The 19797-nt window shown below is 38.2% G+C and carries 16 protein-coding genes; 11 read left to right on the plus strand and 5 right to left on the minus strand.

The features are described 5' to 3' along the window. Positions 1-27 precede the first annotated feature (27 nt). Positions 28-1032 carry a DNA polymerase III subunit delta gene (gene holA / locus ACJJVM_RS13455; protein WP_299148279.1) on the plus strand — a complete coding sequence of 335 codons (1005 nt, stop codon included), beginning with the start codon at positions 28-30 and terminating at the stop codon, positions 1030-1032. A 14-nt stretch (positions 1033-1046) separates the two neighbouring features. Here the strand turns inward: holA and ACJJVM_RS13460 are convergent, their stop codons facing one another. Further along, positions 1047-1427, minus strand: coding sequence for a Rid family detoxifying hydrolase (locus tag ACJJVM_RS13460; RefSeq protein WP_021778721.1), 381 nt, complete (start codon positions 1425-1427; stop codon positions 1047-1049). 51 nt (positions 1428-1478) lie between these two features. Beyond that, positions 1479-4274, minus strand: coding sequence for a putative LPS assembly protein LptD (locus ACJJVM_RS13465; protein ID WP_405211972.1), 2796 nt, complete (start codon positions 4272-4274; stop codon positions 1479-1481). A 181-nt stretch (positions 4275-4455) separates the two neighbouring features. Here ACJJVM_RS13465 and ACJJVM_RS13470 point away from each other — a divergent pair, with 181 nt between their 5' ends. The 9 genes from ACJJVM_RS13470 to bshA all read left to right on the plus strand — a co-directional run bounded on the left by ACJJVM_RS13470 (position 4456) and on the right by bshA (position 14523). Beyond that, positions 4456-5577: an N-acetylmuramoyl-L-alanine amidase gene (locus tag ACJJVM_RS13470; RefSeq protein ID WP_405211973.1), complete on the plus strand. Its 1122-nt coding sequence runs from the start codon at positions 4456-4458 to the stop codon at positions 5575-5577. Between the two features lie 66 nt (positions 5578-5643). Continuing rightward, the gene (locus ACJJVM_RS13475) at positions 5644-6588 is read left to right on the plus strand and encodes an MlaD family protein (RefSeq protein WP_298348378.1); all 945 of its coding nucleotides are present in this window, start codon (positions 5644-5646) and stop codon (positions 6586-6588) included. A gap of 24 nt (positions 6589-6612) precedes the next feature. Continuing rightward, complete coding sequence (locus tag ACJJVM_RS13480; protein WP_298348380.1) at positions 6613-7959, plus strand: 4Fe-4S dicluster domain-containing protein; 1347 nt, start codon at positions 6613-6615, stop codon at positions 7957-7959. Further along, positions 7949-8287: a hypothetical protein gene (locus ACJJVM_RS13485; protein ID WP_298348383.1), complete on the plus strand. Its 339-nt coding sequence runs from the start codon at positions 7949-7951 to the stop codon at positions 8285-8287. Before ACJJVM_RS13480 ends, ACJJVM_RS13485 begins: the two co-directional genes overlap by 11 nt. Next, positions 8280-8714 carry a phosphoheptose isomerase gene (locus tag ACJJVM_RS13490; RefSeq protein WP_298348385.1) on the plus strand — a complete coding sequence of 145 codons (435 nt, stop codon included), beginning with the start codon at positions 8280-8282 and terminating at the stop codon, positions 8712-8714. Before ACJJVM_RS13485 ends, ACJJVM_RS13490 begins: the two co-directional genes overlap by 8 nt. A 32-nt stretch (positions 8715-8746) precedes the next feature. Beyond that, a complete protein-coding gene (locus tag ACJJVM_RS13495) occupies positions 8747-9538 on the plus strand; it encodes a (Fe-S)-binding protein (protein WP_021778728.1) in 792 nt (263 codons plus the stop codon). A 198-nt stretch (positions 9539-9736) separates the two neighbouring features. Beyond that, positions 9737-10231, plus strand: coding sequence for a hypothetical protein (locus tag ACJJVM_RS13500; RefSeq protein ID WP_035324540.1), 495 nt, complete (start codon positions 9737-9739; stop codon positions 10229-10231). Positions 10232-10381: 150 nt separating this feature from the next. Continuing rightward, positions 10382-13303: a glycoside hydrolase family 3 N-terminal domain-containing protein gene (locus tag ACJJVM_RS13505; RefSeq protein ID WP_405211974.1), complete on the plus strand. Its 2922-nt coding sequence runs from the start codon at positions 10382-10384 to the stop codon at positions 13301-13303. 92 nt (positions 13304-13395) lie between these two features. Then, positions 13396-14523, plus strand: a complete 1128-nt coding sequence (bshA, locus tag ACJJVM_RS13510) for an N-acetyl-alpha-D-glucosaminyl L-malate synthase BshA (protein ID WP_298348392.1) — start codon at positions 13396-13398, stop codon at positions 14521-14523. A 7-nt stretch (positions 14524-14530) separates the two neighbouring features. Here bshA and ACJJVM_RS13515 read toward each other — a convergent pair whose 3' ends face one another. Continuing rightward, the gene (locus ACJJVM_RS13515) at positions 14531-15025 is read right to left on the minus strand and encodes a hypothetical protein (protein WP_035324542.1); all 495 of its coding nucleotides are present in this window, start codon (positions 15023-15025) and stop codon (positions 14531-14533) included. Positions 15026-15111: 86 nt separating this feature from the next. Here ACJJVM_RS13515 and ACJJVM_RS13520 point away from each other — a divergent pair, with 86 nt between their 5' ends. Next, positions 15112-18024 carry an FAD-binding and (Fe-S)-binding domain-containing protein gene (locus ACJJVM_RS13520; protein ID WP_405211975.1) on the plus strand — a complete coding sequence of 971 codons (2913 nt, stop codon included), beginning with the start codon at positions 15112-15114 and terminating at the stop codon, positions 18022-18024. Here ACJJVM_RS13520 and ACJJVM_RS13525 read toward each other — a convergent pair. Both ACJJVM_RS13525 and ACJJVM_RS13530 read right to left on the minus strand, forming a co-directional pair. Beyond that, positions 18021-18857: a hypothetical protein gene (locus ACJJVM_RS13525; protein ID WP_405211976.1), complete on the minus strand. Its 837-nt coding sequence runs from the start codon at positions 18855-18857 to the stop codon at positions 18021-18023. The genes ACJJVM_RS13520 and ACJJVM_RS13525 overlap by 4 nt on opposite strands. Before the next feature lie 48 nt (positions 18858-18905). Then, positions 18906-19724: a UDP-2,3-diacylglucosamine diphosphatase gene (locus tag ACJJVM_RS13530; protein ID WP_405211977.1), complete on the minus strand. Its 819-nt coding sequence runs from the start codon at positions 19722-19724 to the stop codon at positions 18906-18908. Positions 19725-19797: the final 73 nt, after the last annotated feature.

Genomic DNA, 19797 nt, shown 5'->3' on the forward strand with positions numbered 1-19797 from the left:
GTACGAGTTCTACGGGAAAAGCCAAAGGTGAAGCACGCAAAAAACATAGTAGACGATATTAAAAATGGGATCATAAAACCTATCTATTTTTTAAGTGGAGAGGAACCCTATTTTATAGATCAAATCACAGATTACATAGAGCATAACCTCCTTGATGAAGCCGAAAAAGGATTTAATCAAGTAGTACTTTATGGTCGTGATGTCTCTATAGAAGATATTGTGAGCAATGCAAAGCGATACCCTATGATGGCAGAGCGACAGGTGGTGATTGTAAAGGAAGCACAAGACCTCTCTCGTACAATAGAAAAGCTTGCAGATTATGTAAAAAACCCACAGCCTACTACAGTGCTGGTTGTGGCTTATAAGTATAAGAAGCTAGACAAGCGCAAAGGACTCTCAAAAGCACTTAAAACTCACGGAGTGCATTATGAAAGCAAGAAGCTTTATGAAAATCAAGTAGGTGACTGGCTGCGCCGTGTACTAATAGATGAAGGCTACCACATACAGCCTAAGGCAGCACAAATGCTAGTAGATTACCTAGGTAACGATTTAAGTAAAGTAGTAAATGAGCTCAATAAACTGATGCTTATTTTACCTAAGGGGAGTGAGATTACCCCACAAGCCATAGAGGAGAACATAGGTATAAGTAAGGACTTTAATATTTTTGAGCTTCGTAAAGCCATCTCAGAAAAAGACGTTGTAAAAGCACAGCGCATCGCACAGTACTTTACACAAAACCCAAAAGATAACCCGCTAGTACTTACCGTGGGGCAACTTTTTAGCCTTTTCTCAAGTATATTAAAATATCACGGCTTACCGCAAAAGGATAAAGCTACAGTGGCAAAAACGCTAGGAGTCTCTCCCTTTTTTGTAGGTGAGTACATCACCGCCGCTCGTAACTACCCTATGAAAAAGGTGAGCGCCTGTATCGCCCTCATAAGAGAGGTAGATGTAAAAAGTAAAGGAGTAGGAGCAAGTGCCTTTGCAAGTAATGATTTACTCAAAGAACTGCTCGTAAAGATTATGAACTAAGGACTAGCCACCTATTATTCGGCGGCGATTACGCTTATTTCTACATTTACGTATTTAGGTAGGTTTGCCACTTCTACGGTTTCTCTAGCAGGTGCTGTTGCCTCGTTAAAGTACTTACCATACACACTGTTTATCTTCCCAAAGTTTTCCATATCACTTATGAAAATGGAAGTCTTTACCACATTTTCAAAAGTCATTCCTGCTTCGGTAAGAATCGCTTTTACACTTTGCATTACAAGCTCAGTTTCCTCTTCTATACTTCCTTTAAAAAGTTCGCCAGTTGCTGGTATGATGGCAATCTGCCCGCTAGTATATAACATTCCGTTTACAAGGGTTGCTTGATTGTACGGTCCTATAGGTGCTGGGGCGTTTGAAGTTGTGATTATTTTTTTCATTAGTATGGTTTTTAGTACGCTTTCGCGAAGGCGTAATTACTACTATCTCTATTATAATTGCTGGTCTGGCGTACGACGTTTGTCATATTTTATATCACTAAGCAGGTTACCGGTAATCCCAATAAAGAAATTCCACGAGGTTCTACTCAGGTCATTATTTACAGGAGGTACCCAGCTAAAACGCATATTCCAACTCTCAAGATCTCTTGCAAAGTTAAGTGAGGTGTAAGTAATACCAGGGTTTGCAAGGTCATACCCAGTAGATCCTCCTACGGTCCAGCGGTTACCTAGTTTTATATCACCACTTATTACAATAGAGTGGGTGCTTATCTGGTCTTGTCTGGCATTATTTGCATAACCTACTTGATAACCAAAACGTAAATTCCACGGCACTTTAAAGGTGTAGAATTCTACTTCTTTTTCTTCCTCATCCTCATCCTCATCTGGTTCATCTCTTCCGGCATTTCTATTTCCGGTAATATCTACTCCTTGACCCAGTAAGTCATCTGGACGGCCACCACCAGCAAAGGTTGAGTTTTCTGTACGATCTGTATTACGACCGGGATCTTTCTTACCGCCTTTCTCAAAGTCTCTACTTGAAAAACTGTAACCAAAACTCGCTTGCCCAGAAGTAAGTCTAAAAAGGCTACCACCATTATTTATGTTGAGTTTATCTATTCTTTGATTAGAACTGTTAAGCGCATAGATATCTAGATTTCCACCAAAGTTGATATCTAGCTTGTCTTGTATAATAGGTATAGAGCCATTAACATTTATAGGAGAAAGCCTGAGACTTTCTGCGGCAAAATTATAAGAGGTCCTTATGTTAAGGTTGTTTATTAGATTGATTTTACGGGGCTCTGTAGCTGTACTGTCTTTGCTTCTCACTTTAGCCTCAAGTGTATTTGCTAGACTAAAAGAAAGTGAGTTAGACACCTGGTTACTAGGTGCTCCAAAAAAACCTCCATCAAAACGTGAGTACTCAACAGTCTCATCAAAAACGTCACTCAATGGGTCGTTAGGGTCGTTGCGCTCATAAGTGTCATAAAACTGGCTAAAGGCAGGAGTGTATGACCACCCTATAGAAGGACGTACCACGTGGCGTATGGTTTGTATTTTACTACCTTCTTTAAAGTTAAAAGTACCATATACAGTTGTCCCTAGGCTTACACCTCCTCTATAAGTACGGTAGGCATCAAAACCATTTACGGTATCGCGTACCACTGTTTTTGTGTCTTGATCAAAACTCTGATCTATGGTTTTAAAAACCCAGCTCTCTTCAAAGTTACCATTTACTGAGGCACTTATGTAGTTAAAGAGTTTAAAGTTAGTAGAGATTGGGATGCTGTGTCTTATACCTGTCTGAGCGCTCTCAAACATCTCTGAGGTAAAAAACTCATCATCTGTGGTATTAAAACGGTTATCTGCTCGTAGGGCATAGCTCAGATTTACATTTTTAATAAGCCCTTTTTTGGACCCAGACTTACCTGCAAAGGGGTAGATTCTATCTACGTTAAGCTGTGTGGTAGGTAGCGACATCGTAATTTGCTCTGTCTGTGAGTTTTGAGAGTGTGTTGCTGCTACCGTAAGGTTTACAGGTACCGTACCTGGGAAGGTACGTGAGTAAGACACAGAAGAACTAAAGTTGTTATTTAAAAAGTTACCCGTGTTTGCCTGACTTAACGATTGTATATAAAAGTTACTACTACCTAAGTTTACAGAGGCAGAAAACCTACTGTTAGGACTAGATTTTGTGTCTTGAGAGTGGTTCCAGCGTATGTTATAGGTGTTTGTTTCAGAAAAGTCTGGTAAGCCTCGCTCACTAAAAAGGATGCGCTCAGAGCTAAAACTAAAACGACCGTTAAATTTATAACGCAGTTTATATTCTGTATCTGCTCGTATGGCATAACTACCATTAGTATAATAATCTCCTGTAAGCGCAAGATTAAAATAATCACTTAGTGAGAAGTAGTAACCACCATCTGTTACAGAGTAGCCACGCTCATTACTCTCACCCACACCAGGTACAATAAAGCCAGATACACTGCGCTCTTTTTCCATAGGGAAAAAAGCAAAAGGAATCCCGATAGGTGTAGGCACATCTGCGATGTACATATTAGTAAGACCCGCAACTAACTTTTTACCAGGTACAAACTTTACACGCCTAGCATAAAAGTAATATTCTGGATTGTCTAGATCTTCTGAGGTGGTGATCTTTACATTACTCATAAACACCACAGAGTCGTTTACACGTTTACTACGTTCGGCTTTGAGGTTTATTTGTTGCCCTCCAGCACCTTCTACGCGTGAGCCATAGATGAGGGCGCGCTGTGTGTCAAAATTAAATTTTATAGAGTCTGGTTGTACCTCATTTACACCTTGTATAAAGACGGGTATTTGAGAATAATTACCAGCAGAGTCTTTTATACCTTTTGCAAACACCGTGTTAGACTCATAGTCAAGTATGATCTCTCCGGCATTAATTTTCATATCCTCATAAAGAATCTCTGCCTCGTTATATAGGTATATTTTCTTTTTGCGCTGTGAGATGCGCTGGTAGTCTGTAGCTTTATAGGTTACCTTATCTGTAAGTGTTTCTGGTTTTTTCTTTACAGAGTCTTGAGGTTTTATAAGCAGCTCCTCTACGCTAATGTTTTTTGTAGTTAATGTGTCTACAGGAGCTTTTAGCGTCTTAAAGCCTTCTGTAGCACTCTGCATAAGCGTGGTGTCTTGAGGCGGTACACGTCTGGCATCATTCTTGGATGGAACGTCCTGAGCATTTACTGTAAGAAGTGGCAGCAAGCAAAGTGAGCAGATAATAAGAAGGAGTCCAGTTTTTGTTTGCAATGGGATTAGCCTATTTTTGTGCGAATATCAATCAATTAAAGTGCCAAAATTACGTATATTTTTTTCGGCTTTTGCCTTAGAAAATATTTTTTGAAAATAACACCCGTATTCAGCACGTTACATCAGTAAACGAGTTTAATTTTATACCTAACGCTTAAAAGAGTAAGATTTGATACAAAGGATGCGTAAAAAAGACACATTTAAGATTTATTTAACCATTGGGCTGCTCGTGTGGAGTTGTTTTAATGGCGCTTTCGCGAAAGCGCAATCATCCTCAACCAGTAAGAAATTTAAGGTCGTGCTTGATGCCGGTCACGGTGGTGACGATAGCGGAAACCGTGGAAACGGGTATTATGAAAAAAATATTGCGCTAGACATTGTACTAGCCGTAGGTGCCGAACTTGAAAAGCAAAAAGACGTAGAAGTTATCTATACTAGAAAGAAGGATGTCTTTATACCACTAGCAACCAGAGCAGATATCGCAAACGAGGCAAATGCAGATCTCTTTATAAGTGTACACTGTAACTCGCACTCTAGCCAGGCAAAGGGTACAGAGACGTTTGTAATGGGTATCGATAAGAATGAAAAAAATATGCGCATCGCCAAAAAGGAAAATGCGGTAATCCTTCTTGAAGATAATTATGAAGAGCGCTATGCTGGCTTTGATCCTAATAAACCAGAAACAATGATAGGGCTAGAGCTTATGCAAGAGGAGTATCTTGACCAGAGTTTAAATCTAGCGAGTTTTATAGAAAAAGAATTTACAAGTGCCGTGAGAAGAAGTAGTAGAGGTGTAAAGCAAGGACCTTTCTGGGTACTACACAGGTCTGTAATGCCTAGCGTACTTGTAGAGACCGGCTTTCTTACTAACAATGAAGAGGGAAGATTTTTAAACTCAAACGCGGGGAGAGTTAAGATGGCAAAGGCCATAAGTACCGCGGTGACTAATTATAAGAAGGCTATACAAGCGACAGAAAGTATTACCGTAGCGGCAGATGCACCTGTAGTTAATGAACCTGTGCGTGTTGAAAAATCTAAGGTTTATAAAGATATTACTTTTAAAGTACAGCTAGCAGCAAGTAAGCGCAAGCTTGAGACTAAATCTTACAATTTTAAGGGACTTAAGAATGTGAGCCGAATTAAAGATGGAAGGCTTTATAAATATTTTTATGAAGCAACCTCAGATTATACACTGGCTAGAAGATTTTTACAAGATGCAAAAGCAAAGGGGTATAATGAAGCTTTTATTGTACCTTTTGATAAAAGAAACAACAAGTTACAGCTTAAGCAAGTGTTAAATTAGTCTTATCTGTAAGGTAGACCTTTAACATTTCACCTACATTTGTTTTTATAACCATCATCTCAATTAATGTCTAAAGAAATCAAAACCGCCATACTAGTAATTGCAGCATTGCTGTTACTTATTTTTGGCTACAATTATCTTAAAGGAAATAATCTACTAGATAAGAGTAAAATTCTCTACGCAAAATATGATAATGTAGAAGGTCTTGCACCTTCATCACAAGTGACTATTAATGGGTTGCCAGTAGGTAGAGTACTATCTATAGACTTTGCAGACAGTTCTGGTAAGCTTGTCGTAAAGTTTGTGGTTGAGAAAGATTTTGAGTTTTCAAACCAGAGTCTTGCTAGAGTCTACGGTGGAGGATTAATAGGAGGTAAGTCACTAGCGATAGTTCCTAATTATGAGAAAGGGCAAAATGCAAAAACTGGAGATACATTACCAGGTGAGATGGGTGAGGGTATTATGGAGCTGGTAAACGAGCGCCTTACGCCATTACAAAATCAAGTTGAGAAGGTAATAGGTGACACAGATTCTCTTCTGGTAAACGTAAATTCTGTACTAGATAGAGATACAAGAGCAAACTTAAGAGACGCGATTGCAAACTTTACAACAGCTTCTAGAGAGCTTAAAGGAATATCTGGGTCTGTAAATGCCTTATTATCAGAAAACCAAGTAAAATTAGACCGTACCATAGCAAATCTTGACAAAATGAGTGGTAATTTTGCAACATTATCAGATTCGTTGTCGCAGATACAAATGGGGACAATGGTTGCAGATTTAGAAAAGACTATAGCAGATTTTCAAGAAATCTCTAATAAGTTAAATTCTCCAGAAGGAACCGTAGGTAAACTTTTGAATGATGAGCAACTTTACTTAAATTTGGATCGTACAGCAAATCAGATGGGGGACTTACTTCAGGATATGAAGCTCAACCCTAAGAGATATGTTCATTTTTCGCTTTTTGGTAAAAAACCGGGAGCGTACACTCCGCCTAAAGATTCGTTACAGTAGGCGCGAGCTTAACTAACGAATTTTATGCAATACATTCAAAATTTTATTTTCCTTGTAGCCCTAGTTCTTGGGGTTGGTTTCTTTGTAAAAAACATTAAAAAGCTTTCCCGTAATATAAATCTGGGAAAAGATGTAGATCGTTCTGATAACAAGCCACAGCGCTGGAAGAATATGGCAAAGATTGCCTTAGGCCAGTACAAGATGGTAAAAAGACCAGTATCTGGTATTCTACACGTTGTTGTTTACGTAGGTTTTATCATTATAAACATAGAAGTGCTTGAGATCATTATAGATGGTCTTTTTGGTACACACAGAGTATTTAGCTTCTTAGGAGGGTTATATGATTTTCTTATAGGTAGCTTTGAGATTCTTGCATTTTTAGTACTTGTAGCGGTTATCATTTTCTGGTTACGTCGTAATGTGATTAAAATACAGCGATTCTTAAAACCAGAGATGAAGGGATGGCCTAAGTCTGATGGTAATATCATACTCTATTTTGAAGTAGTATTAATGGGGCTTTTCCTCACAATGAATGCTGCCGACTTACAATTACAAACTATGGGAGCTGCTCACTATGCATCTGCAGATGGTAGTATAATGGGCTCTTTCCCTATAAGTAGTTTCATAACACCACTTTTTGAAGGAATGTCTGAGAGTGCTCTTATAATCGTAGAGCGCGCTGCCTGGTGGATACACATCTTAGGAATATTAGTTTTCTTAAATTACCTATACTACTCAAAACACTTACACATCTTACTTGCATTCCCAAACACTTGGTATGCAAAGCTTAAACCACAAGGTGAGTTTAATAATCTACAAGCTGTTACAGATGAGGTAATGCTTATGATGGATCCTAATGCAGACCCATTTGCCGCACCACCAGAAGGAGCAGAAGAGGCAGAGGTAGGAAAATTTGGAGCAAGTGATGTGACAGATCTTAACTGGGTACAACTTATGAACTCTTACAGTTGTACAGAGTGTGGACGTTGTACGAGTGAGTGCCCTGCAAACCAAACAGGAAAAAAACTAAGCCCTCGTAAGATTATGATGGATACTCGTGATCGTCTTGAAGAAGTTGGTAAAAATATAGACAGCAATAACGGTGTATTTGTACCAGATAACAAGCAATTGCTAGATGATTATATCACAAAAGAGGAGCTTTGGGCCTGTACTACGTGTAATGCTTGTGTTGAGGCTTGTCCTATAGGTATTGATCCATTGAGTATCATTGTAGATATGAGACGTTATATGGTGATGGAAGAAAGTGCAGCACCTACAGATTTAAATAATGCAATGTCTAATATAGAAAATAACGGAGCACCGTGGCCGTTTAATCAATTAGACAGAGGTAACTGGATTAATGAGGGGTAACATTTTTATAATAGTAGGATTGTTGTTTTTCGCTTTCGCGAAAGCGCAAACCCCTACAAAAAATTATAAAATTGATAGTTTACAATTTAAAATGTACACACGTCTCTTCGTAGGGCCACAGTTACAAATAGATAGCATTACAGTAAGAAAAATATTTTGTGATTGGTGTACAAAACCCCAGATGCAAGTATTAAGAGATGAGGCAATGCGACAATCTATGATAGAGCGTCACAACCCTAGATATAAAAAACCTGGAGAGCATAGACTGGCGCTCTACGTAAGATTTAGTAAAGAAGATTTTAAAAACCTAAACGATACCAATGAATAAAGAAGACGTAGACAAGCTATTAAGCGAGAAGTTAGAAGATGGAGAGCACGTAAGTCCAGTACTTCCAGAAGGTGTTAAAAATTATCTTATAGATATAGATGGTACAATTACAGAAGATGTTCCAAATGAGGAGCCAGAGCGTATGGGTACTTGTGAGCCTTTTCCAGATGCATTAAAAACGCTTAACAAGTGGTATGATGAGGGGCACATAATCTGTTTCTTTACTTCAAGAACAGAAGAGCATAGAGATGTAACAACAGAATGGTTAAACCGTCACGGGTTTAAATTTCATAGCCTTTTAATGGGGAAACCTAGAGGAGGAAATTATCACTGGGTAGATAATCACCTAGTAAAAGCAACACGCTACAAAGGTAAATTTACAGACCTAGTAGAAAAGAATGTGACCATAGAGGTCTTTGAAGATTAAATTATAATTAGATTACATAGTAATATACGCATATGAGTGAGACACTTAAAGTACCCACAATGGCCGAATATCTGGCGCAAGGAAAGCAGCCAGAAGTACTCTTTTGGGTAGGTTGTGCAGGGAGTTTTGATGACAGAGCAAAGAAAATTACAAAAGCATTTGCTCGTATATTAAATAAAGCAAACGTAGATTTTGCAGTTTTAGGCGCAGAAGAAAGTTGTACTGGAGATCCAGCAAAAAGAGCAGGAAATGAATTCTTGTTCCAGATGCAGGCAGTTACAAATATTGAAGTGCTTAATGGTTATGAAGTAAAAAAAATAGTAACGGCTTGCCCGCACTGTTTTAATACACTTAAAAATGAGTATCCATCACTAGGAGGAAACTATGAAGTGGTACATCATACACAATTCTTAAAATCACTACTTGATGACGGTCGTCTTACAGTAGAGGGAGGTAAGTTTAAAGGAAAGCGTATCACCTTCCACGATCCTTGCTATTTAGGACGTGCAAATGGTGTGTACGAAGCTCCTAGAGAATTACTACGTAAACTTGATGTAGAGCTTGTAGAAATGCGCAAGTGTAAGACTAATGGTTTATGTTGTGGAGCTGGTGGAGCACAAATGTTCAAAGAGCCAGAACCAGGTAATAAAGATGTAAACATAGAGCGTACAGAGCAAGCACTAGAGGTGAAGCCAGACGTGATAGCAGCAGGATGTCCTTTTTGTAACACAATGATGACAGATGGTGTTAAGAATAAAGAAAAGGAAGGTAGCATCGAGGTAATGGATGTTGCAGAGATGATTGCCTCTGCAGAAGAATTGTAGAGACTATGGGTGATAAGGATAAGCCTGGTCAGAAGGTAAATTTGTTTGATAAAGTCATTCATATCATATCGACACCTGGTAGTATTTTACTCCTTATAATCATTGTTAGACTCACATATCGATACCTTAAGTACGATAGTTTTAGTTTATTTTAAGCGGATGTAACATCCGCTTTTTTTTACTTTTAAAATAGAATATATGCTTGTAGATTTTAATTCACTTTCAGACACATCAAGAATCTGGTTATACCAGTCTGATCAAAAATTTACAGATGAGCAAGTAGCTCAACTAGAAAAAGATTTGAGTACTTTTTTAACCGGCTGGACAGCTCACGGAGCAAGTCTTAAGGCAGGTTTTGAAATAAAATATAATCGTTTTATAGCCATAGGCCTTGATCAAACAGAAGCTGCCGCTAGTGGATGCTCTATAGATAGCCAGGTGCGATTTATTATATCATTACAAGAGGAGCTAGGTGTAGATCTTCTTGATAAAATGAATGTGACTTATTATCAAAATGATCGCATACATTATAAAACACTTCTTGATTTTAAAAAAATGATCAAAGACGGTGCAGTAGGCAAGAACACTATAGTGTTTAATAATCTAGTAGCTACTGTAGGTGAGTATAAAGTAAACTGGGAGATTGCTGCAAAAGATAGCTGGCATTCTCGCTTTCTTAAAAAAGGAAAATAGCTAGTCTCTCTTAGTTCATAAGATGTTGTTAAGATTTCTAATTTTTAAGAACAGGGTTACAATAAACCTCCTATTTTTATATTAGTAATTAGAAAGCACTCCTTGGCGTTATTTTTGATTTCTACACGACAACTTAAAAACTTAGACTATATGGCGTTTACACGCAATCTCACCATACTATTATTTCTTTTAATTACGACTTTTGCTTACGGTCAAGAGCAATATCCTTTATATGCAAAGGATATTGTGGCACAGCGCGCTTGGGTTGATTCTGTTTATCAACAAATGACTCCAAAGGAGCGCATAGGTCAACTATTTATGGTTGACATATTCTCAAGTGACCCTCAGGTCAAGATAGATAAAATCAAAAAGCTCATTAAAGAAGAGCACATAGGCGGTCTCATATTCTCTAAAGGTGGCCCTATGCGACAGGCAAAACTCAATAATGAGTTTCAAGCAATGTCAAAAACAAAACTCCTCGTGGGTATGGATGCAGAGTGGGGACTTGCAATGCGACTAGATAGCACATATGCTTTCCCTTGGAATATGACACTAGGTGCCATACAAAATAATAATATTGTGAAGAAGGTGGGGAGACGCATAGGCGAGCACTCAAAGCGTCTTGGTGTACACATTAACTTTGCTCCTGTAGTAGATATAAATATCAACCCTGCAAATCCTATTATAGGTAACCGCTCTTTTGGAGAAGATAAAATAAATGTTACAGAAAAGGCAATTGCCTTTATGGAAGGAATGCAAGAGGCGGGTGTCTTAGGCAGTGCAAAGCATTTTCCTGGTCACGGAGATACAGATAAAGACAGTCATAAAACGCTCCCTACTCTCAATTTTACAAAAGAGCGACTTCAGAGTGTAGAGATGTATCCCTATAAACCTATTATAGAAAATGGTATTGCCAGCATTATGGTAGCACACCTCAATGTACCAGCACTTGTGCCAGAAGAAGGTGTACCCACAAGTATATCACCTACGGTGGTTACAAAAATGCTCAAGGAAGATTACCTCTTTCACGGTTTAATATTTACAGATGCCCTTAATATGAAAGGCGCTGCAAACTTTAAAGAACCTGGAGATATTGATCTTGCAGCCTTTAAGGCAGGTAATGATATCTTACTCATAAGTGAAAATGTTCCTTCGGCTTCCGCCAAAATTTTAAATGCATTACAACAAGGTGAGATTACAGAAGAGCGGTTAGCCCATTCTGTTAAGAAGATACTATATGCCAAATACAAAGTAGGCTTACACAACCATAAGCCTGTCTCAACTAAAAATCTAGTAAATGACCTGAATTCTAGATACGACGATATCGTATATAGCGAGGCAATCGAAAATGCAATTACTGTTACAAAAAACAATAATAACGTTATCCCAGTTACAAATATTGATCAGAAAAAGATAGCTTATGTAGGTCTTGGTGATGATGACGGTTCGGCTTTTAAACAGCAACTACGTAAGTATGCTTCTATTGAAAATATTACTACAAAAACCCTAGAGGCAACTCAAGAAAAACTAGCCGATTTCAACTATGTGATTATTGGTTTCCACAGATCTAATGTAAACCCTTGGAAGTCCTATAAGTTTACAAAAGAAAACATACGCTGGATTAAGGAGATAGCCAAAACTAAAACGGTAGTACTAGATCTTTTTGTGCGTCCGTATGCAATGCTAGACTTGCAAGACACACAAGATATAGAAGCGATAATACATAGTTACCAGAACAGTAAACTAGCACAAGAAAAAAGTGCACAGCTCATTTTTGGAGCAATCCCCAGTAAAGGAAGATTACCCGTATCGCTAGGTGAGACACCTATACGCACAGGCTTACAGTCTGGAACCTTAAGAAGAATGTCTTACGGTATACCAGAAGAGGTAGGTGTAGACTCAGACACGCTCAATATTAAGATAGACTCTCTTGTTAATCTAGGTATTAAAAGAGCAATGATGCCTGGAGCACAGGTACTTGTAGCGCGCAGGGGAAAGGTGATATATGATAAAAGTTTTGGTTATCACACCTATAATAAAAAACAACCTGTACGTCCAGAGAGTATGTATGACATCGCCTCTATGACAAAAATTCTTGCCTCATTACCGCTGTTAATGGAGCTTGAGAGCGAGGGAAGTATCAATCTAGAAGATAAGTTAGGTACGCTTATACCAGAACTAAAGGGTAGTAATAAAGCAAACATAACACTTAAGAAGGCCCTTTCTCATTATGGTAGATTCAAGGCGTGGATTCCGTTTTACGTGAGCACGCTAGACTCGGTTACAAAAAAACCGCTAGATGATTACTACAGTACCTCATACTCGCCTAATTATAACATTAAGGTGGCAGAGAAGATGTATCTGCGCACTGGATATACAGATACCATCATAAAGAAAATAGCAGACAGTGACTTGCGCTCTCGCTTATCTTATAAGTATAGCGACTTGCCTTATTATCTGATGAAAAAATTTCTAGAAGATTACTATGGGCAAAATCTTGATGCAATTACAAGCAGTCATTTTTATAATGCGCTTGGTGCAAATTACACCGGCTACAGACCCCTTAGAAAGTTTAAAAAAGAAATGATTGTACCCTCAGAAAATGATACCTACTGGCGCAACCAGAAAGTACAAGGATATGTACACGATATGGGAGCAGCGATGCAAAGCAATATGGGTGGCCACGCCGGGTTGTTTTCAAACTCAAATGATGTTGCCAAGTTAATGCAAATGTATCTTCAAGATGGTTATTATGGAGGCAAACGCTATTTCTCAAAAGAAACAATGGACCGCTTTAACACCTGTAATTATTGTGATAATAAAGTGCGCAGAGGTGTAGGCTTTGATAAACCACAACTTAGTGGTGGAGGCCCTACTTGCGGTTGTGTGCCTATGACGAGTTTTGGACATAGCGGTTTTACAGGGACTTACACTTGGGCAGACCCAGAAAATGAGTTAGTTTACGTGTTCTTATCTAACAGAACATTTCCTACTATGGACAATAGAGCACTTATAAAATCAGGATTGAGAACCACCATTCAAGAGGTGATTTATCAATCTTTAATTGATTAAATTTGTAAGGCTATGAGCTACTTGTACTACTTATAAAGTGTATGAGTCCGCTTTCGCGAAAGCGTAAAAGAAACAACCCAAAAAACCGTACTATGAAAATTGCAATTGTCTGTTACCCAACCTTTGGAGGAAGTGGTGTAGTAGCAACCGAACTTGGAATCGCTTTGTCAAAAAGAGGTCACGAGGTACACTTTGTTACTTACAAGCAGCCAGTGAGACTTGCATTGCTTAATGACAATATTCATTTTCACGAGGTAAATGTACCAGACTATGCGCTATTTCATTATCAACCTTACGAGCTTGCTTTGTCTAGTAAGCTAGTACGTATTATAAAAAAAGAGAGCATTGATATCTTACACGTGCACTATGCAATACCACACGCATATGCCGGTTATATGGCAAAAGAAATGCTCAAGCAAGAGGGAATAGAAGTGCCTATGGTAACCACACTTCACGGTACAGATATAACTCTTGTGGGGAGTCACCCTTTTTATAGACCAGCAGTAAGTTTTAGTATTAATAATAGTGATGTTGTTACCTCTGTTTCAGAAAGTTTAAAGCAGGATACGCTACGCTTATTTGATATCACAAAAGAAATAGATGTAGTACCTAACTTTATAGACTACACTGCTGTAGATGATACATTTACAGACTGCCAGCGCAGCCTTATGGCAAATGAAGATGAGCGCATAGTAACTCACATAAGTAACTTTAGAAAGGTAAAACGTATCTCTGATGTTATTGAGGTGTTTTATCGATTACAACTTGAGATTCCTTCTAAGCTTCTTATGGTAGGTGAGGGGCCAGAACGTGAAGCGGCAGAGCAGCGCGTGAGAGAACTAGGTATAGAGGAGAAAGTACGATTTTTAGGTAATAGTAATGAGATAGATAAGATACTTTGCTTTTCTGATCTCTTCTTACTGCCTTCTGAGGCAGAGAGTTTTGGGCTTGCAGCGCTAGAGGCTATGGTAAACCGTGTACCAGTTATATCAAGTAATGCCGGTGGTATACCAGAAGTAAATGTAGATGGTGTAACAGGTTATTTAAGTAACGTAGGGAACATTGCAGATATGGCTCAAAATGCTATACGCATACTTGAGGACGATAAGATTCTTGAAGAATTTAAAACTAATGCCAAAAAAGAAGCGGCCAAGTTTGATATTCAAAACATTGTACCGCTTTATGAGGAGTTATATGAAAGAGCATTAGTAAAAGCTTAGATTTCTCTTAAAAAAGGTATCTTATACCTAGTGCTACATCAAACTCAAGACTATCATCAAAGTCATTAAGTATTGCTATCTCCGGTCTAAAATCTAGAGAGAGTAGTAGTGGGAAGTCAAACCTGTATTCAATCCCGATATCACCAGCTGCGTTAAGAAAAAACTCACTGTCGTTATTGTCAAATCCAGGAAAATCTTCATCTACATCAAAAGACCCTACAGATGCACCTGCTCCGGCATACCAGTTTAAGCCACCATCTATATTCCATACCCACTGATAAATACCTGTACCTTTTATAGCATCAAAGTTATTACCCGTTCTCCAGGAGAGGCCTAACTCTAGTCTATTATTCTCACTTAGTGCTCGCTGGTAATTTACTTCTGTGCTAAAACCATTATTATCGCCTAGTCTTAATCCTATAGCATTAGGAGAGATCTCTTGCCCTATAGCTGTAGCGCTAAGTCCTATAAAGAGAAGTAGGGTATATATTGTATGTTTCATAGTTATTTATTTTAAGTGTAAAATTATTAAGAACACTACCTCTATAACGTTAACGACTGCATAAAATTTTATCTATTTTTATCCCCGTGAAAATATTATTAAAAAAATTACAGACTCAATTAGAAGGAGAACTTCACTACGATGATCTACATAAAACTATTTATGCGACAGATGCATCTGTATATCGTAAAATTCCGCTAGCTGTTGCTCTTCCTAAAACAGGGCAGGATATTAAAGTTTTATGTGAGTTTGCTTTACAAAATAACATCACACTCATACCGCGCACCGCAGGAACATCCCTAGCGGGACAGTGTGTGGGAGATGGGATTGTGGTAGATGTGTCAAAACACTTTACAAACATCATCTCTTTTGATAAAGAAAAAAAACAGGTTGTTGTACAGCCCGGAGTGATACGCGATGAGCTTAATTTATTTTTAAAGCCTCACGGCTTGTTTTTTGGACCTAATACATCTACTGCAAACCGCTGTATGATTGGGGGTATGGTGGGTAATAACTCTTCCGGAACCACTAGTATTCAGTACGGTGTGACCAGAGATAAGACGGTAAAACTTAAAACTATTTTATCTGATGGTAGTGAGGCTACTTTTGAAAATTTAGATGAAGTACGCTTTCGCGAAAAGTTAACACATAACACCTTAGAAGGGAGTATATACAACACAATTTATACATCACTAAAAGACGAGGAATCAAGAGCTGAAATAGTAGCGCATTTTCCAAAACCAGAGATACATAGAAGAAATACGGGCTATGCTCTAGATTACTTGGCACAAATGAACCCTTTTCACGTAAGTGGAAAAGATTTTAATATGTGTAGTTTACTAGCAGGAAGTGAGGGTACGCTTGCTTTTACTACAGAAATCACTTTACAACTTGACGAGTTACCTCCTGCATATAATGTACTTGTAGCCGCGCATTTTGAGGATTTAACTAGTTGTCTTAAAGCTGTTGTGCCGGCTATGCGTCATAATCTCTTTACCTGTGAGATGATGGATAAAGTGATTTTAGACTGCACAAAAAACAATCGTGATCAGCTCAAAAATAGATTTTTTGTAGACGGTGATCCGGCAGCAATATTAATGCTAGAAGTTTGTGACCATACACTAGAAGGTGCAAGAGCACAAGCAAGTGCTGTTATTACAGATTTACAAAAGGAGCAAATAGGTTATGCCTTTCCAATACTGGAAGGAGCAGAAATAGCTCAAGCTATGGAGTTGCGCAAAGCAGGCCTGGGTCTCTTAGGAAATATAATAGGAGATAAGAAGGCAGTAGCTTGCATAGAAGACACGGCAGTGGCTCTAGAGGATCTTGCGGCTTATATAGACGAGTTTACAGCTATTATGGACCGTTATGAGCAAGATGCTGTGTATTATGCACACGCGGGCGCTGGAGAGTTGCATTTACGACCTATACTTGATTTAAAGAAAAAGGAAGATGTATCGCTCTTTAGACAGATTACTACAGATGTAGCGTATCTGGTTAAAAAATATAATGGCTCAATGAGTGGTGAGCACGGTGATGGTATTGTACGTGCAGAGTTCATACCACTTATGGTGGGTAAAAAAAATTATGAGATGATGAAAGCAGTTAAGAGTGCTTTTGACCCTCATCATATTTTTAATGCCGGAAAGATAATAGATGCTTTCCCTATGGATCAAAATTTACGCTATGAAGTAGGTCGTCAAGAACCAGAGGTAGAGACGCTATTAAATTTTAATGACAATCAAGGAATACTACGCCTAGCCGAAAAATGTAATGGTAGTGGTGATTGTAGAAAGATGCCTAGCGCTGGAGGTGCTATGTGCCCTAGTTATCGTGCGACTCGTGATGAGAAAGATACAACTAGAGCGAGGGCCAATACCTTACGTGAGTTTTTAACAACTTCAGAAAAGGCAAATAAGTATAATCACAAGGAACTTAAGGATGTTTTTGACTTATGCCTTAGTTGCAAAGCGTGTGCAAGTGAGTGTCCAAGTAATGTAGATGTTGCTACGCTCAAAGCAGAGTTTGAGTATCAATATCAAAAATCTAATGGGAGTAGTTTACGCACCAAATTATTTGCGCATAACACAAAAATTAATAAGTTAGGAGCTGCAGCTCCTAGGTTTTATAATACAATGCTAGCGGTAACTGGTGGTATTGCAAAAGCCACTTTAGGTATAGCAAAAAAGCGTAGTTTGCCTAAACTTGAGGTATTTTTAAATCCTCAAGAAAGTAATGTAGCTAGCTACACTAATTTAAGTACTCCAGCTATATCCAAAACTAAAGTTGTTCTTTATATAGATGAATTCTCTCAATATCTAGATGGATCAATAGCGCAAGATGCAGTTGTACTTTTAACTAATCTTGGATACGACTTGCAGGTAATTACAAACCACGATAGTGGTCGTTCTTACATCTCAAAGGGATTCTTAGATGAAGCAAAAGTTTTGGCAAATAAAAATATTGCGGCGTTTAAAGATATTGGGGATCAAACTGTCATAGTGGGTATAGAACCTTCGGCGTTGCTTACGTTTAGAGATGAATATATTCGACTGGCAGATGACGTAGAGATAGTAAAACAAATAGCTGCAAAGGCTTTTCTTATAGAAGAGTTTTTACATAATGAAATTAAAAAAGGAGTAATTACTGCCGAGCAGTTTTCCGCGAAAGCGAAAAAGCTCAAAATACACGGGCATTGCCATCAAAAGGCGCTCTCATCTGTATCACACACATTTGCAATACTTAATTTACCGGTAAACTATGTGCCTACCATTATACCATCTGGCTGCTGCGGTATGGCGGGCAGCTTTGGGTATGAGAAGGAGCATTATGAAGTGAGTATGAAGGTAGGTGAGCAAACCTTGTTTCCAGCAGTGCGTAAGGCAAGTAATGACACTGTTATAGTTGCAAACGGGACTAGCTGTAGACACCAAATAAAGGATGGTACACAACGTGTAGCTTTACATCCTGTTACAGTTTTAAGACAAGCGCTTATTTAATCATCACCAGCGACATCATAGGTAGTAATCACTTGATTAGTAAAACTAGAAGCACTCTCAGGAAATGGGAGCGTTACACCAAAGCTGCTTAAGTCCTCAAATTCATATTGAAAATCTAAATCAGAATTTACAAGACCAATATTTTGAGCATAGGTGTTAGTCGTTACGATAACATCTTGTGACTCAAGAAGCGTTACTTGTACACCTAATATAGATGCACTTATAGTAGCATTAATAGTAAGTGTTGCTGTCAGAACACGCGGGAATGTCACTCCATTTATACTACTGTTTTCTATTGTATTACCACTAGTAGATGTAACAAGTGCATCTATAGTAACAGGGATTCCTTCTATTTCTTGAGTAATAGTTTGTGTAATCTGATCTACTTGCGTGCCTGCTGTCGTAATGGATTGATCATATAATTTTATTACTGGTATTAGTAGCGAGATATTATTAGTCTCATCTAGAGGTATAGTCACTTCTCCAGAGTAACGCAAGGTACCTTCACTTTCTACAAGTCCACCAGCAGCGATAAGATTTGTAATAAAGCCTGCGCTATCTACATTTGACTCAAAGTCTGTAAAGCTTGTTCCATTAATATCGGTGAGTCCTATTACCTCAAGATTGTCTTGTGTAGTGTCCATATCATCTGTGGTAACGTCATACTGCCAGTTATCTCCAGTGGTTAAAGAGTAGTAGCTATAAACCGGAGTATCTTCCATCTGGTCCTCACTCTCACTCATATCTGTAGTGCTCTGAGTATCCTCATCTGAGTCACTGCAACTTATAAAAGTTATAAAAAGGGATAAGGCGAGTAGTGTGTAAAATTTCATAATGTACTTATTTGCTTTAAAACAAATATAGTAAACAATGCCTTGCTGCTATTTTAGAACATTAGTTAACAAGCTGCTAAGATCATACATAGGGTCTAAGGCTTCTTCAATGTAAGAGGTTTTATCAAACTCTGCTCTGTAGTTTTTGAGGCTCCACTCTTTATCGTGATATTCTAGGTATGTAAGATTTTCAATCCAGTCTCCACTATTAAGGTATAAGGTACTTCCTTTATGATTTTTAACCTTACGTATAGCGGGCTGATGTATGTGACCACAGATTACATAATCAAACTTGTTTTTTATAGCCAGATCTGTAGCCGTGTTTTCAAAATCATTTATAAACTTAACAGCTCCTTTTACACTATTCTTTATTTTTTTAGAGAGCGAGTATTTCTCTCTTCCCATTTTTACAAGCCATTTATTAAGTAGCCTATTAAAGAGTATTAAAAAGTCGTAACCCCATCCGCCTAGTTTTGCAATCCACTTGGTGTGCTGTATGGAGACATCAAAAACATCTCCGTGAAAAAACCACGCTTTTTTACCATCTAGGTTAAGTACTAACTTGTCTATGAGATGGATATTACCCATCACAGCATCGCTAAATTTACGAAGCATCTCATCGTGATTACCCGTAATGTAGTACACCTGTGTACCCTTTGAGGCGAGTGTAATGATCTTTTTAATAACCTTAAGATGCTCTTTTGGGAAAAACCGTTTTCTAAACTGCCAGATGTCTACAATATCACCGTTAAGGATAAGAATTTCTGGTTTTATTGAGTTTAGATATTGAAAAACCTCTGTAGCGTGACAGCCGTAAGTGCCTAAATGTATGTCTGAAAGTACAACTATTTCTACAGGTCTCTTCAATGTATCGTTTTGATTGCAAGTTCTTTATAAAACACAATGTAATTGTTAATAGGCGGTTAAGTGGTTTAAAAGT

It is taken from the genome of Dokdonia sp. Asnod2-E02 (genome assembly GCF_045063915.1).
Classification (GTDB): Bacteria; Bacteroidota; Bacteroidia; order Flavobacteriales; family Flavobacteriaceae; genus Dokdonia.

Bases quoted from the DNA above. Each gene is read 5' to 3' on its own strand.
- ACJJVM_RS13495 (WP_021778728.1), top strand. From the start codon at position 8,747: ATGAGTGAGACACTTAAAGTACCCACAATGGCCGAATATCTGGCGCAA.
- ACJJVM_RS13525 (WP_405211976.1), bottom strand. From the start codon at position 18,857: ATGAAATTTTACACACTACTCGCCTTATCCCTTTTTATAACTTTTATA.
- bshA (WP_298348392.1), top strand. From the start codon at position 13,396: ATGAAAATTGCAATTGTCTGTTACCCAACCTTTGGAGGAAGTGGTGTA.
- ACJJVM_RS13515 (WP_035324542.1), bottom strand. From the start codon at position 15,025: ATGAAACATACAATATATACCCTACTTCTCTTTATAGGACTTAGCGCT.
- ACJJVM_RS13505 (WP_405211974.1), top strand. From the start codon at position 10,382: ATGGCGTTTACACGCAATCTCACCATACTATTATTTCTTTTAATTACG.
- ACJJVM_RS13500 (WP_035324540.1), top strand. From the start codon at position 9,737: ATGCTTGTAGATTTTAATTCACTTTCAGACACATCAAGAATCTGGTTA.
- ACJJVM_RS13470 (WP_405211973.1), top strand. From the start codon at position 4,456: ATGCGTAAAAAAGACACATTTAAGATTTATTTAACCATTGGGCTGCTC.
- ACJJVM_RS13480 (WP_298348380.1), top strand. From the start codon at position 6,613: ATGCAATACATTCAAAATTTTATTTTCCTTGTAGCCCTAGTTCTTGGG.
- ACJJVM_RS13485 (WP_298348383.1), top strand. From the start codon at position 7,949: ATGAGGGGTAACATTTTTATAATAGTAGGATTGTTGTTTTTCGCTTTC.
- ACJJVM_RS13490 (WP_298348385.1), top strand. From the start codon at position 8,280: ATGAATAAAGAAGACGTAGACAAGCTATTAAGCGAGAAGTTAGAAGAT.
- ACJJVM_RS13460 (WP_021778721.1), bottom strand. From the start codon at position 1,427: ATGAAAAAAATAATCACAACTTCAAACGCCCCAGCACCTATAGGACCG.
- ACJJVM_RS13475 (WP_298348378.1), top strand. From the start codon at position 5,644: ATGTCTAAAGAAATCAAAACCGCCATACTAGTAATTGCAGCATTGCTG.